The 15,410-nt window shown below is 39.0% G+C and carries 13 protein-coding genes and 2 tRNA genes; 9 read left to right on the plus strand and 6 right to left on the minus strand.

Features of this window, described 5'->3' with window-relative positions:
• Positions 1-110 precede the first annotated feature (110 nt).
• Positions 111-185 (minus strand) — tRNA-Asn (locus tag GQO39_RS07370).
• 185 nt (positions 186-370) lie between these two features.
• Here GQO39_RS07370 and GQO39_RS07375 point away from each other — a divergent pair.
• The 6 genes from GQO39_RS07375 (at position 371) to GQO39_RS07400 (ending at position 7,509) form a co-directional block, all read left to right on the plus strand.
• A tRNA-Cys gene (locus tag GQO39_RS07375) sits at positions 371-444 on the plus strand.
• A gap of 213 nt (positions 445-657) precedes the next feature.
• Positions 658-1,332 (plus strand): protein-L-isoaspartate O-methyltransferase family protein, encoded by a 675-nt coding sequence (locus GQO39_RS07380; RefSeq protein ID WP_156851614.1) that lies wholly within the window; start codon positions 658-660, stop codon positions 1,330-1,332.
• A 33-nt stretch (positions 1,333-1,365) separates the two neighbouring features.
• Positions 1,366-2,682 (plus strand): TolC family outer membrane protein, encoded by a 1,317-nt coding sequence (locus GQO39_RS07385; RefSeq protein WP_156851615.1) that lies wholly within the window; start codon positions 1,366-1,368, stop codon positions 2,680-2,682.
• Between the two features lie 271 nt (positions 2,683-2,953).
• Entirely contained in the window at positions 2,954-3,520 is a 567-nt protein-coding gene (locus GQO39_RS07390; RefSeq protein ID WP_156851616.1) for a DUF2497 domain-containing protein, read from the plus strand.
• A gap of 143 nt (positions 3,521-3,663) precedes the next feature.
• Positions 3,664-6,387: a valine--tRNA ligase gene (locus tag GQO39_RS07395; RefSeq protein WP_156851625.1), complete on the plus strand. Its 2,724-nt coding sequence runs from the start codon at positions 3,664-3,666 to the stop codon at positions 6,385-6,387.
• Positions 6,388-6,717: 330 nt separating this feature from the next.
• Positions 6,718-7,509, plus strand: coding sequence for a tetratricopeptide repeat protein (locus GQO39_RS07400; RefSeq protein ID WP_156851617.1), 792 nt, complete (start codon positions 6,718-6,720; stop codon positions 7,507-7,509).
• Between the two features lie 99 nt (positions 7,510-7,608).
• Here the strand turns inward: GQO39_RS07400 and GQO39_RS07405 are convergent, their stop codons facing one another.
• The 5 genes from GQO39_RS07405 to xth all read right to left on the minus strand — a co-directional run bounded on the left by GQO39_RS07405 (position 7,609) and on the right by xth (position 11,806).
• Positions 7,609-8,355, minus strand: a complete 747-nt coding sequence (locus tag GQO39_RS07405) for an amino acid ABC transporter ATP-binding protein (protein WP_156851618.1) — start codon at positions 8,353-8,355, stop codon at positions 7,609-7,611.
• A gap of 10 nt (positions 8,356-8,365) precedes the next feature.
• A complete protein-coding gene (locus GQO39_RS07410) occupies positions 8,366-9,082 on the minus strand; it encodes an amino acid ABC transporter permease (protein WP_156851619.1) in 717 nt (238 codons plus the stop codon).
• Positions 9,083-9,084: 2 nt separating this feature from the next.
• Entirely contained in the window at positions 9,085-9,837 is a 753-nt protein-coding gene (locus tag GQO39_RS07415; protein WP_156851620.1) for an amino acid ABC transporter permease, read from the minus strand.
• A 146-nt stretch (positions 9,838-9,983) separates the two neighbouring features.
• Entirely contained in the window at positions 9,984-10,889 is a 906-nt protein-coding gene (locus GQO39_RS07420; RefSeq protein ID WP_156851621.1) for a transporter substrate-binding domain-containing protein, read from the minus strand.
• 134 nt (positions 10,890-11,023) lie between these two features.
• Positions 11,024-11,806 (minus strand): exodeoxyribonuclease III, encoded by a 783-nt coding sequence (gene xth, locus GQO39_RS07425; RefSeq protein WP_156851622.1) that lies wholly within the window; start codon positions 11,804-11,806, stop codon positions 11,024-11,026.
• Between the two features lie 513 nt (positions 11,807-12,319).
• Between xth and rpsL the strand changes: the two genes are divergently transcribed.
• From rpsL to fusA, 3 genes are read left to right on the plus strand one after another with little or no spacing between them, the layout of a single operon-like run.
• Positions 12,320-12,691, plus strand: a complete 372-nt coding sequence (rpsL, locus tag GQO39_RS07430) for a 30S ribosomal protein S12 (RefSeq protein ID WP_004859227.1) — start codon at positions 12,320-12,322, stop codon at positions 12,689-12,691.
• A gap of 18 nt (positions 12,692-12,709) precedes the next feature.
• On the plus strand, positions 12,710-13,180 hold the full coding sequence (gene rpsG / locus GQO39_RS07435) for a 30S ribosomal protein S7 (RefSeq protein WP_156851623.1): 471 nt from the start codon (positions 12,710-12,712) through the stop codon (positions 13,178-13,180).
• Positions 13,181-13,207: 27 nt separating this feature from the next.
• Complete coding sequence (gene fusA, locus GQO39_RS07440) at positions 13,208-15,292, plus strand: elongation factor G (RefSeq protein ID WP_156851624.1); 2,085 nt, start codon at positions 13,208-13,210, stop codon at positions 15,290-15,292.
• Positions 15,293-15,410: the final 118 nt, after the last annotated feature.

Here is a 15,410-nt window from a genome sequence, read left to right on the forward strand (position 1 = left end):
AAATTGGTACAAAACCTAGTGGCAAAATATACAAAACCTGCCGTCAAGCTACAGCGAACCTTAAAAAAACATATGAAGTATCAATAAGTTATCTATGATAGAAAAGAATGTGGCTCCCCGGGCCGGATTCGAACCAGCGACCAACCGGTTAACAGCCGGTTGCTCTACCACTGAGCTACCGGGGAACGGTGCCCAATCATTCAACTGCAAGGGCTATAGCAAAGCAATACTGATTTGCAAAGGATAAAATTACTTTTTTTTAAAAAAATGTCATAAATTGGAAAAGAAGAGGAAAAAAAGCAGAGAAAATTTTCTATACCTTGACGTATGTGCTGCCTTCCCTTATTGACAGTTTCATGTTTGTCGACGAGGCCTCGTGGCAGAATGGTTACGCAGAGGACTGCAAATCCTTGTATCCCGGTTCGATTCCGGGCGAGGCCTCCAGCTGTGTCTAAATAAAGTGACCTTTAGGGATAATATGTGCAAATAAACTGCTTTCCTTTATGGTAAGAGATTTTATCGCGAGAAATGGTGCGGTTAGAATCTAATTGTTGACTGTAGCGTACTTTTTTGTAACACCCACAGTATAAAGATTTTAAGCCCTCATTATCGTTGTTTTGTTGTAGTTCGTATTGTATATAGGAGAAGATGGTCGTTATGGTCGCAGATTTTGCAGAGCTTCGTCGCAAAATGGTTGACAATCAAATTCGTACAGTAGATGTGACGGATTTACCAGTTCTTGAAGCTTTTTTAACGGTACCGCGTGAAGATTTCGTACCAGAAGATATAAAAGCTTTGAGTTATCTTGATAGTGATATTATTGTATGTCCTGCGCAAAATGGGTTACCTGCGTGCTACTTGATGCGACCTGCTTCTCTTGCAAAATTACTACAGCTTGCAGCTGTAAGATCATCGGATGTTGTTTTAGATATTGGTGCAAATAGTGGTTATTGTGCGGCATTACTTTCAAAGCTTGCACGGACTGTGATTGCATTGGAAAATAATAAAGCTCTTTCGGAACGAGCAGCTGAGACTTTAGAATGTAATAAGTGTGGTAATGTAATTGTGATTCATGGCTATTTGGAGCAGGGATATGCCGTTGAGGGGCCTTATGATCTAATTTTTATCGAGGGTTCAGTTGATTTTATTCCGGAGGGTATCTTTGAGCAAATGAAAGATGATGGACGCCTTATTGTGGTTGAAGGATATGGTAATTCCGGTGTTGCACAAATCTATGTAAAGCAAGATGGAGTTATTGCGGCGCGTCGTACTTTTAATCTCGCTGTAAAGCCTCTTGCTAGTTTTTTAAAAACACCTGATTTTATATTTTAATGTTTGTTTTGTTTGTGAATAAAGATAAGTTGTATGATTAATTTAGAGTGTGTTATTGTGTTGAAAATAAACAAGAAATTTCAAGCGTGTTTGTTGCTGGTTTCGAGTATTTTTATATCAGGTTCGGTTGATGCTGAAACACTGATGGGTGCTTTTGCTAAAGCGTATGTACACAATGCTAAGTTAAATAGTGAGCGGGCAGCTCTACGCATCTCAAGTGATGATGTGATTATTGCACGTTCGGGGTTATTGCCGCAAATTGAGGGGATTGGAAGTTATGGGCGGAATAAGTCTATGACCGGTCCTTATATCACTTCTGGATCTATAGGAATAAAATTAAATCAAAGATTATTTGATGGTTTTATTACGCAAAACATGTTTTCTTCAGCTCAGGTTAAGCTGCAGGCACAGCGTGAATATCTTCGTAATACTGAGCAAAATACCTTTCTCGATACTGTAACAGCGTATACTAATGTATATCAAGCACGTCGTATTGCTGATCTTCGCAGAGAAAATTTGGCTGCTCTTGAAGAGCAAGTTCGTTCTAATAAAGCGAAATTTGATGTGGGAGAGGGAGGGCGCGTTGATCTCTCCCAAGCACAAGCTGCGCGTTCTGTGGCTGTTTCAGAACTGAGTCTTGCACATGCTGATGTAAAATCAGCAGAGGCAGTTTATAGACAAATTATTGGTGCTGATCCTGAAAAATTAACATATCCACCAGTGGCAAAAGATTTACCGGTTAATCTTGATGCTGCTTACCAAATGAGCGTTGCATCGCATCCAGCAATTCTTTATGCAAAATATTTGGTTGATGCTAGCCTTTACAATGTAAAGGCAAAAGAAGGGGCCTTGCTTCCTAAAGTTGATTTTTCTGCAACAGCGTCTTATAACCGGATTTACAATGGTGCTGGGGAAGATGGAGTTTCTAAATCAGTAGGATTGTCGTTAAGTGTTCCAATTTTTGAAGGGGGGCGTACATCTGCTCAGATTCGACAGTCCAAGGAACAACTTGGACAGGCTCATCTTCAACTTGATCTTGCTCATAGTAATATAAGACAGTCTCTTACGTCTGCTTGGTTTCAGTTAAAGAGCGCACGTGCGTCTGTTGTTGCTTATCGCGAGAGTGTACGTGCTGCTGAAATTGCTCTTAAAGGTCGTCTTCAAGAGAATCGTGTGGGACAGGCGACGACATTGGATGTTTTAAATTCTCGAACTCTGTTGATTAATGCTCAAATTGCGCTTGCTATTGCAGAACGTAATGCGGTTGTTGCGAGTTATAGTGTTCAATCTTCCATTGGTAAATTAACTGCAGGTCATTTAGGTTTAAAAACAATTAAATATATCCGATAATACTTGAAAGAGGCTCTTAATCTGCAAATACTTTTAGTTTTCAGAAGATTGGAAAGGCCGTAGTTAATCACATTAGAACAAGATAGCGATTGGATGTTGTTTTATAATAAATGAGGAAAGTTGTGTATAGCGTCCTCTTCGTGACAATTATGTTTGAAAATATAATAGCATGTTTGAAAATATAAAAGAAGGCATGTTGATCTTATGATTCTTTTCCTTACACTGAAAGTATGATTCTGTTTGTTATTGCGTCTTTGAGAGGTTTTAAAGTATGGTACAGAGTTCAAGCGTATTACGTGAGCCAAGTATGGATGAAATTTTGACATCTATTCGTGAAATAATCGAAGAAAATGCAGTTCAACCTGATCACCTTTTAAATGAAGATGTTGCAGCCAATGCGTCTGCAGATCGTTTGCCGGTGGCACCGGAAGATGTTTATGATACGACTTTATCGGTTGATGATGCAATGAAAGCTTTGGCCGATCGTATTGGCCTTTCTTCTGAAAATCAGGATTTTTCTTTAACGCAGGAGAAAGAGAATAGGGTAGAAGGAAATAATACGGTTGGTGTGGATATGCAAAAGATAAAGCTTTCTTCTGAAGAACAGCGTTCTGTTCATAAAACAAAAGAATATAGTGATAAGGTTGGTGTGTCACACTTGGAAAACGTGGTTGCTGGTCATGTGGAGTTGTCCGAATATTGTATTTCTTCTGCGGAGAAGATTGCAAAGGACGTCTTGCGCCCAGCTATAGCAGAATGGTTACAGTCTAAATTGCCTATTTTGCTTGAGAATATTCTACATGAAGAGATTGTTAAGGCAATTAAAAAGTCGTCTTAACGCTTCGTTATTTTTTCATTTTATTTTATAAGGATTTTGTTTGCAGTTTTGCAAGCTTAATATGAGTAGGTGAGGATTGCAAAGGATATGATCGGATTTTAGATCATATGTTGCATTTTTCAGCGGCGTTATGGATGGGTGGAATGCTAGAAAAAAACTGTGATGCTGCTTCCATAGAGCAACGGGTTGCAAAGAGGTGGGAGGCTCGTGGTGCTTTTAAAGCAGGGGCGGGTTCAAAAAGTGATGCAGAATCTTTTTGCGTTATGCTTCCGCCCCCCAATGTTACGGGTTCACTTCATATGGGGCACGCACTCAATACGACAATTCAAGATATTGTAGTTAGATTTCAACGTATGCGTGGTAAGAATGTGTTATGGCAGCCTGGCATGGATCATGCGGGGATTGCTACGCAGATGGTTGTCGAGCGTCAACTTGCCGAGCGTCAAGAGCCTACACGTCAAGAAATGGGTAGAGAAAAATTTGTTGAGTGTATTTGGGAATGGCGTCACAAAACTGGGGGTGTTATTGCAAACCAGCTGCGTCGCCTTGGTGTTTCGTGTGATTGGTCGCGTGAGCGCTTTACAATGGATGAAGGTTTGTCTCAAGCGGTTCGTGAAGCTTTTGTCACACTTTATAAACAAGGTTTGATATATAGGGATAAGCGTTTGGTTAATTGGGATCCTAAATTGTTAACGGCTATTTCGGATCTTGAAGTTGAGCAAAAAGAAGTCAAAGGCCATTTGTGGCACTTTAGATATCCACTTGAAGGTAAAGTTTTTAATCCAAATGATGCTACAACTTTTATAACAGTGGCGACAACACGGCCAGAAACAATGCTTGGTGATACGGGAATTGCGGTTAATCCTGAAGATGAACGTTATAAAAATCTTATAGGTCAAAATGCTATTTTGCCGCTTGTTGGTCGTAGGTTATTGATTGTTGGTGATGCTTATGCAGATCCTGATGAGGGAAGTGGTGCTGTAAAAATTACACCAGCACATGATTTTAATGATTTTGAAGTAGGGCAACGCAACAATCTACGTTTGATCAATATTTTTACAAAAAAAGCGGAGATTTTTCTACGTGAGAATGAAGCATTTTTTGATGGTTTAATCTTATCAGATGAATTAGAAATATTGGTAAAAAATCTCGATCAATCTGATCGTTTTGTTGCACGCGATAAGATTGTTTTTTTGATGAAAGAGGGAGGGTATTTAGCAGCTGTGGATGATCATCCACACACTGTTCCTCATGGAGATCGCAGTGGAGTACCTATTGAACCATTCTTGACAGATCAATGGTATGTCCACGCTGCAGAATTAGCTAAGCCAGCAATAGAAGCTGTTCATCAAGGAAAAACACAATTTGTTCCCGATAGTTGGAAGAAAACTTATTTCAATTGGATGCAAAATATTCAACCTTGGTGTATTTCGCGCCAATTATGGTGGGGGCATCAGATACCGGCTTGGTATGGTCCTGATGGTACGGTTTTTGTTGAAAAAAGTGAAGAAGAAGCTTTAGATTCAGCTCTCTCTCATTATGGTGAAATGGTTGAATTAACCCGTGATCAAGATGTTTTAGACACGTGGTTTTCATCAGCTCTTTGGCCTTTTTCAACGCTAGGTTGGCCCAATAAAACGACTGAATTAGCTACTTTTTATCCAACATCTCTATCGGTTACGGGGTTTGATATTATCTTTTTCTGGGTTGCGCGTATGATGATGATGGGGCTTCATTTTATGGGTGAGGTTCCTTTCCCAACGGTTTATGTGCACGCTCTCGTTCGAGATCAGAAGGGGGCAAAAATGTCAAAGTCGAAGGGGAACATTATTGATCCATTAGAGCTCATTGATCAATATAGTGCAGATGCATTGCGTTTTACTTTGGCTATTATGGCGGCACAGGGGCGTGATGTAAAACTTGATCCTTCCCGTGTTGCAGGTTATCGTAATTTTGCTACAAAATTATGGAACGCTACTCGATTTGCACAGATGAACGGTGTTAAGCATGACCCGACTTTTAGGCCAGAAAAAGTAAAACTTGCGCTTAATCGTTGGATTTTAACAGAGTTATCTAAAACTGTATCTCTAGTGACTACTGGTATTGAAAATTATAAGTTTAACGAGTCTGCTAGTACTCTTTATCGCTTCATTTGGAACATACTCTGTGATTGGTATTTGGAGCTTCTCAAACCTGTTTTTCAAGGTTTAAATGAGGATGCTAAAAGTGAAGCTCAAGCTTGTACTGCTTGGGTTTTAGATGAGGTTTATAAACTTCTTCATCCTTTTATGCCTCATATAACGGAGGAGTTGTGGTCTCTTACAGAAACGCCAAACATGAAACGTGAGGATATGCTCGCATTGATACAATGGCCAGAGGGAGAGTTTGTAGATGAAGAGGCTGCTGCCGATATTAATTGGCTTATTGATGTTGTTTGTGAGATTCGGTCTGTTCGTTTTGAAATGAATATTCCGGCAGGGGCACTCGCACCCCTTGTTATTGTAGAGGCAGGGGATTTAACGCGAGAGCGTGTGCAGCGTTATGATACTCTTCTTAAAAAGTTAGCGCGTATTGAGATAATACATTTTTCTGATAAAGTTCCAGCTGTTTCAGCACAAATGATTTTTGGAGAGGCAATTTTTTGTTTACCATTGGGGCAATTGATTGATCTGGAAGCTGAACGTGCTCGTTTGATAAAATACATTAGTAAAATTGAGCAAGATATTGAAAAAATATCAGTTAAATTAAACAATCAAAAGTTTATAGAAAATGCAAGATCGGAGATTATTGAGGTTGAACGTAACAGAATTGCAGAATTGCGTGCTACGCGAAAGAAAATATCTATTGCTTTAGCGAGATTGGTGTAATAGGGCCTTCTATTCTAAAACTGCTTTTTACTATATGCGCCTTCCTATTGGATAGGATAATAAGAATGTTAAAATAATCAAGAGCTATAACTCTCAAGAGATCTGCTATAAAATACAGAATGATGATGTGTGATTAAAAATCAGTTAGTTATCTATAAAAGTAAAAGTTTTTTTGTTAGATATTTGGAGAGATTTTCTTTTGGTCGTTTTTCTGCTAAAATATGAGGCATTCGCAGTAATTTGTTTCTCTTACTAAGAAGGGTTCAAATCTATACAAAGAATTTGTGATAGATGTAATGATTAAAACGAAGATGAGGGGAGAAGTTTTGGATGGGAAACGGGCTTAAAATATGGAGAAAGGTCTCGATTATTGTTACTTTAGGAGGAGTTCTTTTACTTTTTTGTGTGCTAGATGCAAATAGTGAGCAGAAAGCTATTGGTAATTCATTTTATTTTTTGAAACGTGGTATGTCTGCTTATAAAAATGGGCAAATAAATCAGGCAATTTCAGCGTTACGTTGTGCAGCTGATATGGGAAGTATCGGTGCGTATTGGAAGCTTGGTTATATCTATGCAGAGGGTGATGGTGTCCCTGAAGATGATTATAAGGCGTACAATTTTTTTGCGTATATTGTTGAAAAAGGTGCTGCTCTTGGTTCAGAGGATGAGAGCTATATTTCTGATGCATTGGTCAAACTTGCAGGTTATATAAAAAAAGGTATTCCTCACTCACCGGTGAAACCTAATCCTTCTTATGCTGTTCGTCTTTATATGCAGGCTGCGGTGAATTATGGAAATCCTAAAGCTCAGTACCATTTAGGAAAAATGTTTTTAAAGGGAGAGGGAAGAGAAAAAAACCTTGTACAGGCGGCACGATGGTTCCAGCTTTCTGCAAGAAAAGGAAACCCTCCTGCTCAAGCGATGCTTGGGAATATGCTGCTTCAGGCAGGAAAAGTTGTTCGCGGCACAGCATTGCTAACTGTAGCTTATGAAAAGGCGAGTATAAAAGATCGAGATTGGATTCGTCCTATGCAAGAGCACGCTTTTGCCATTTGTGATGAATTTGAAAAGCGTATAGCAATGTCGCTGGTTGGTGACATTTTAAAAAGCAACAATTTTTGAACATTTTATTGCAACATTTAGCGACCTCTCCGACACTAAATCCTTATCTCTTATGTTTGGTCTTACAACAGATGCGGTTTTTAGGGATATATGTGATAGTTAATAGCTAAGGATTTTAGATAAAAAGTCCTGCGTACGAGGCGTTCTGGCTTGTGGATCAGAAAAAAACTCTTCAGAAGAGCAGTCTTCGAGAATTTTTCCTTGATCCATGAAAATAACACGTTCAGAAACTTTTTGCGCAAATCCCATTTCATGCGTTACACAAATCATCGTCATACCCTCTTCAGCTAAGCTAATCATAACATCGAGTACTTCACCTACCATTTCAGGATCTAGAGCAGATGTCGGTTCATCAAAAAGCATTACGAGTGGATCCATAGTTAAGGCGCGAGCAATAGCAACACGTTGTTGTTGACCTCCAGAAAGTTGACCAGGGTATTTATTTTTATGTTCAATGAGTCCAACGCGTTCAAGATATAATAAACCGCGTTCAAGTGCTTCTTTTTTGGTGCGCTTTAGGACTTTGATTTGTGCAATTGTCAAATTTTCTGTGACAGATAAATGTGGGAAAAGCTCGAAGTGCTGAAATACCATTCCTACATGGCTGCGCAATTTAGGCAAATTTGTTTTTTTTGAATGAACTGGTGTTCCGTTAATCCAAATTTCTCCTTTTTGAAAAGGGACAAGGGCGTTAATAGTTTTAATAAAGGTTGATTTTCCTGATCCTGATGGACCACAAACCACAACAACTTCCCCTTTGTTAATATTGGCTGTACAGTTTTTAAGAACATTAATTTCGCCATACCAATTGGAAACATTTTTTATTTCGATCATATGATTAGACATTTTTTTCCTGTTAGCGAATAATGGATATTTTTTTCTGTAGATACAAAACTATTTGCGATAGTGTAAAACAAATAACAAAATAAAAAATGGCTGCCAAGACATAAGCTTCTTGTTTTACACCAAAATTGTTAGCAACAATATCAAAACCATTCAAAAGACTATTCCCACTAATTGCATAAACAAGCGTTGTGTCCTGAAAGAGGATGATAACTTGTGTTAAAAAGATTGGAAGCATATCTCTAAAAGCTTGAGGTAGAATTACAACATACATATTTTGCAAATATGTCATTCCAAGAGCTTGCCCTGCCTGTTTTTGTCCTTGCGAAATGGAATTTATGCCGGCACGCATAATCTCGGCAAAATAAGCGGTTTCAAATACGGTAAAGGTAATGAGTGCTGATTTATTTGCACCGATTGATGTTCCAGTTAGGAAAGGTAAAAGCACGAAAAACCATAAGATAACCATAACAAGCGGTATTGAACGCATGGCAGTTATATAAATTACTGCAAGCCAAGAGAGTAGTTTTATAGAAGAAAGCCGCATCATTGCTAAGAGTGTACCGAAAATAAGTCCAAATACAGTGGCAAAAAGGGTGAGAAAAATGCTAAAGAGCAAACCTGATAAAATGTAAGAACAAAATACATCAAAAGTAAAAAATGAAAAATCAAAATCTGAAAAATTGAAAGGAGTAGAAAATCCAAACTGAGAGGTTATAAAATTTATCATATTTAGTGTTCCTCTGTTTGAAAATTAGGAACTTTGAGCATTTGCTCAATTATTGTCATAATAATAAATACGAATAAGGCTATAAAGATATAAAGAATCGTAACTATGAGATAGTTTTCATAAACGTGACTTACTTCTTCGATTGTTTGGTATTGGAATTGCATCAGTTCATTTATTGAAACGGCGAATGCTATAGATGAATTTTTCACGATACCCATTGCTTCTGAAGTAAGTGGTGGCATGATTGTACGCATAGCACGCGGTAATATGATATAACGATAAATTTGGTAGGTCGTAAATCCCATTGCCATAGCTGCGTGGCGCTGACCAGAAGGAATCGCTTCAATTCCTGAGCGGACCTGTTCTGCTATGCGGGCGGATGTAAAGAACCCCAAGGCACACGTTATTAAGAGAATGGGTGAAAAGTTCATCGCTGGTGGATAAATTTTAGGCACAACAAAATACCATAAAAACACTTGTACAAGCAAAGGAATGTTACGCATGATCTCCACCCATATACTTCCAATAGCACGTAATAAGCAGCGGATCATGGAAGTATTCGGTAGAGTGCGCATTGTCCCTATAATGACACCCAAAAGCACCGCTAAGATTAGTGAAGAGATCGATAATATAACTGTATTCTTTAAGCCATCAAGCAGTGTATCTAAGTAGGTATGACTTACACCAGGAGTTCCAAGACATCCAGCTACGAGTGTTTGGTCAAGATCATCTGTACAAAGGAAAGAAAAGTCCATCAATTTTAATATTTCCTAAATTTAGTCATCTGCAAAACAAAATAATAAATCAGCAATATTTTTACATATGCTGAATTTATTAAGAAATAAACTAAAACATAACCACATTCAATTTTCTAAACAATGTGGTTATTCTTTTTTAAACTCTACAAATTATTCTCTGTATAATCTTCCCGAGGTTTATTATTTGGATGTTCCCAAGCATATCTCGTTGATTTAGATAAAGGAAGGTTGACAATAGTGTTTGCAGGCGGAGTTGGTTTCATAAACCATTTATCATAAAGTTTTTCGAGTGATTCGTCTTTGATTTGACGCAAGATGCTATCGTTGATTGCTTGTTCGAAGTTTTTGTCATTTAATCTGAGCATACAGGCGATAGGTTCGACTGAAAGTACAGTATCAAGAATGATATAATCAGACGGATTTTTTGATTTAGCAATATGTCCAGCAAGAATTGAGGCATCCATGACAAAAGCGTCTGCCTTACCAGATTCTAATAATAAAAAACTATCTCCGTGATCTCTTCCCTTTAAAACTTTAAACTGAATGTTTTTTGCACGTTTATTTTTGCGGATAAGTTGAACAGATGTTGTACCGGTAGTGGTTGCGATTTTTTTCCCATTTAAATCATCAAGAGATTTAATGTTAGAATTTTTCTTTACGGCAATTCGAACTTCTTCGACATAAGTAGTATAAGCAAAAGCGGCTTCTTTACTACGGGCAACATTATTTGTTGTTGAGCCACATTCAAAATCATAGGTACTATTTTTCAAGAGAGGAATTCTATTTTGTGATGTGATGGGGAGATAATGAATTTTGATTGGCTTCCCAATTTTTTTTGAAATATCGTCAATAATACGCTCTGCCATTTCTGTGTGGAAACCGACATATTTGTCATTGCCGAGGGCATAGGCTAGACCTGATGATTCACGCACACCCAGCGTAATCTCTCCTGTTTTTTTTATTTTTTCAAGGGTATCATTTCCAGCATGTGCGACACTTGTGAGCCCAATGGCAGTTGCTGCAATAAACATTAACAGTGATTTTCTCATTGATGTCCTCCATTTATTTAAAATTCTTAGTAATTGATTTTATTGTTTAAGGTATATTGTTTGCATGGTGTAGCACATTTATTATTTTAGATGGGATATTTTTTATCACAATAAAATCGGGTGTTGTACCCTAATTAACTGAAATTAAGGTGGATCCAAACGGGGACATGGTCTGATGGTTTTTGATATCCCCTTACTTCTTTTTGGCTATAAGCGCAAATAAGTTGATCAATAGCTTCTGGTGATAAGAGCAAATGATCAATGCGAATCCCGTTATTTTTGAGCCATGCAGAGGCTTGAAAATCCCAGAAACTGAATGAGGAGGTATCTGTTACATTACGAATAGCATCATAAAAACCTAAATGAACAATGCGTTGGAATGCTTGTCTTGTTTGTGGAGTAAATAAAGCGTCATTACTCCATTCTTGAGGGTTTTTTGCGTCCAATGGAGTAGGAATGACGTTATAATCACCAGCTAGGATAAGGGGTTCTTCATAAGCAAGCAATTTTTTTGCATGTGCATACAATCTTTCCATCCATTCCATTTTATAAGGATATTTTTCACTTTTTATAGGGTTTCCATTTGGCAAATAGAGAGATGCAATACGAACAACGCCTTTATTTGTTGAATAAACGGCTTCAATGTAACGTGTTTGTTCATCATTATCATTGCCAGGTAATCGACGGATCACTTCATCAGGTGTTTTTTTAGAAAGAATCGCAACACCATTAAAACTTTTTTGTCCGTGCGTTTCTATGTGATAACCTAGTCTTTCAACTGCATCGCGTGGAAAATTCTCATCGGTACTTTTAATTTCTTGTAAACAGACGATATCCGGCTGATTGTGTTGTAGCCATTGATATAATGTTTCATGTCGTGCTTTTATTCCGGCAATATTCCACGTTACTATTTTCATTATGCTTGTCTTAAATTGTGTGCAATTTATTAAATTGCTACGTTAAAATGTTTCATAAATAAATACCTTTGATATCTTTACGATATGTTATGTCTCTTTAAAATTATTGTATAGAAGATATTACTATGGTAATGTGGTTTATCAAGAACTCTTGTAGAAATTCGATTAAAGCATTGAAAGTTGATTATTTTTCATTTTTAAAAAACTTTCTGATGTTTAGTCCTTGACGAATGTATGTGTTCTCGCTATTAAGGGTTCTACGGACATGTAAGAGTGATACCTGTTTTTGTATTCAGAGGATTATTCAAGCAGGTTTATTTTAAAAGTTAAAAGCAAATGTCAGTGCAAAAGGCCATTGCCTTCTCTGCTTATGATCGGGTGAGCTGTTTATAGCCGGCGTGCCCGATTTTGTGTGTAAGTTTAGTATTTACTTCGAGTTTTGTCGGAGTATTAAAAATAGAATAAAGCCCAAGTGGGCGAGACGAACGTAGATCAAATAAAGAGGAAGGTTACATGCCTACCGTAAACCAGTTGATTCGCAAGCCGCGTGTAGCGCCAGTTAAGCGCAACAAGGTCCCTGCTCTTCAGTCGAATCCACAGAAGCGTGGGGTTTGTACTCGTGTCTATACAACGACACCGAAGAAGCCAAATTCTGCACTTCGTAAAGTTGCTAAGGTCCGTTTGACAAATGGATTTGAGGTGATTGGTTATATTCCTGGAGAGGGGCATAATCTTCAAGAGCACTCTGTTGTTATGATTCGGGGTGGTCGTGTAAAAGATTTGCCAGGGGTTCGTTATCACATTATTCGTGGTTTGCTTGATACTCAGGGTGTCAAGAATCGTAAACAGCGTCGTTCTAAGTATGGCGCAAAGCGTCCAAAATAATATTGAGAGACAAAGCCAATGTCCCGTCGCCATAGAGCAGAGAAGCGTGAAGTTAATCCAGATCCTAAATTTGGTGATTTGGTTGTCACAAAGTTTATGAATGCCATTATGTTTGATGGTAAAAAGTCAGTTGCTGAGCGTATTGTTTATGGTGCGCTTGAAGCTGTGGAAAAGAAAATTAAGGCAGATCCAGTGGTCCTGTTTCATCAAGCGTTGGAAAATGTTGCTCCTCATGTTGAGGTCCGTTCGCGTCGTGTTGGTGGTGCTACTTATCAAGTTCCGATTGATGTTCGTCCTGATAGACGTCGGGCTCTTGCTATACGTTGGTTGATTTCGGCGGCACGTGGGCGAAATGAGACGACAATGATTGATCGTCTTTCTGGTGAGTTGATAGATGCGGCAAATAATCGTGGTTCTGCGGTCAAGAAGCGTGAGGATGTTCATCGTATGGCTGAGGCTAATCGTGCATTCTCTCACTATCGTTGGTAGACGTGTTAAAAATTTAAGGCAAGTGCAATGGCTCGCGAATATAAAATTGAAGATTATCGTAATTTTGGTATTATGGCGCATATTGATGCTGGTAAGACCACTATGACTGAGCGTATTTTATTTTATACCGGCAAAAATCATAAAATCGGTGAAACCCACGATGGCGCTTCTACAATGGATTGGATGGAGCAGGAGCAGGAGCGCGGTATTACGATTACGTCTGCTGCAACGACAACGTTTTGGGAAGGGCGTGATGGTCGGAAGCGGCGCTTCAATATCATTGATACGCCAGGGCACGTTGATTTTACGATTGAAGTTGAGCGCTCTTTACGTGTTCTTGATGGTGCAATAGCGTTGTTGGATGCAAATGCTGGTGTGGAGCCTCAGACGGAAACTGTTTGGAGGCAGGCTGAGAAATATCGTGTGCCACGCATGGTCTTCGTTAATAAAATGGATAAAATAGGTGCTGATTTTTATCGTAGTGTAGAAATGGTTGGTTCGCGGTTGGGGGCTAAGGCGCTTGTTTTACAATTGCCAATTGGTGCTGAAAATGATTTCGAGGGTGTCGTTGATCTTGTCGAGATGAAGGCGTTGAAGTGGGATGGTTCTATCGGTTCGTCTGCTGTGGTGGGGGATATACCTTCTGATTTGAAGGAGGAGGCGGAGGAATATCGCGAAAAGCTCATTGAGATGGCGGTTGAAGTTGATGAGGCTGCGACCGAGGCTTATTTGGAAGGTGTTATGCCAACCAATGAACAGCTCGTTGCTCTTATTCGTAAAGGGACAATAGAGGTTCAGTTCCATCCGGTTCTTTGCGGTACGGCTTTTAAGAATAAAGGTGTTCAGCCGCTTTTGGATGCTGTTGTGTCTTATCTTCCTTCTCCGATTGATGTTCCTGCAATTAGTGGTGTTGATGTGAAGACCGAGTCTGAAGCAACACGTGAATCTTCAGATGATGCTCCGCTTTCTATGCTTGCTTTTAAAATTATGAATGATCCTTTTGTTGGATCATTAACTTTTTGTCGTGTTTATTCTGGTAAGGTTCAAAAAGGTGTTTCCCTCGAAAATACTGTTAAGAGAAAAAGAGAGCGCTTGGGACGTATGCTTCAAATGCATTCAAATTCTCGTGAGGACATTGAGGAGGCGTTTGCTGGTGATATTGTTGCTCTCGCGGGGCTGAAAGAGACGACAACCGGTGATACTCTTTGTGATCCTTTAAAGCCTATTATTTTGGAGCGGATGGATTTCCCAGAGCCTGTTATTGAAATTGCAATTGAGCCAAAAACGAAAGCAGATCAAGAAAAAATGGGTATAGCGCTTAATCGTTTGGCTGCTGAGGATCCTTCATTCCGTGTAAAGTCTGATGAGGAATCGGGGCAAACCATTATAGCTGGAATGGGTGAGCTGCATCTTGATATTATTGTTGATCGTATGCGGCGTGAGTTTAAGGTTGAGGCAAATATTGGGCAGCCACAGGTTGCTTATCGTGAATCGATTACCAAAGCGGCAGAAATTGATTATACACATAAGAAACAATCTGGTGGTGCAGGACAGTTTGCTCGTGTGAAAATTATTTTTGAGCCTCATGATGGTGATGATTTTATTTTTGAGTCAAAAGTTGTTGGGGGTGCTGTTCCCAAAGAATATATTCCTGGTGTTCAAAAAGGGATTGAGAGCGTTATGGGGTCTGGTCCTCTTGCAGGATTCCCTATGCTTGGTGTAAAAGCTACTTTGATTGATGGAGGTTATCACGACGTTGATTCTTCTGTTTTAGCTTTTGAAATTGCAGCTCGTGCAGCTTTTCGTGATGGGGCAAAGAAGGCTGGTGCGCAGCTTCTTGAGCCGATCATGAAGGTAGAAGTTGTAACTCCGGAAGATTATGTTGGTGATGTTATTGGTGATTTGAATTCTCGTCGTGGTCAGATTTCGGGAACTGAAGCGCGTGGTATTGCTACAGTTGTGAATGCGATGGTTCCTTTGGCAAATATGTTTGGTTATGTGAATACTCTTCGTTCGATGAGTCAGGGACGTGCACAGTATACAATGCAGTTTGATCATTACGAGCCTGTTCCTTCGGCTGTTGCTTTGGAGATTCAAAAGAAATACGCGTGATTTTTGGTTGTGTGATTAATTTTTAACTTAGTCCTTGATTTGGACGGAAAATGGAGAGCTCAAATGGCAAAGAGCAAATTTGAACGTACGAAGCCGCATGTTAACATTGGAACGATTG

Origin of the sequence: Bartonella refiksaydamii (assembly GCF_902652675.1) — a bacterium.
GTDB lineage: Bacteria > Pseudomonadota > Alphaproteobacteria > Rhizobiales > Rhizobiaceae > Bartonella > Bartonella refiksaydamii.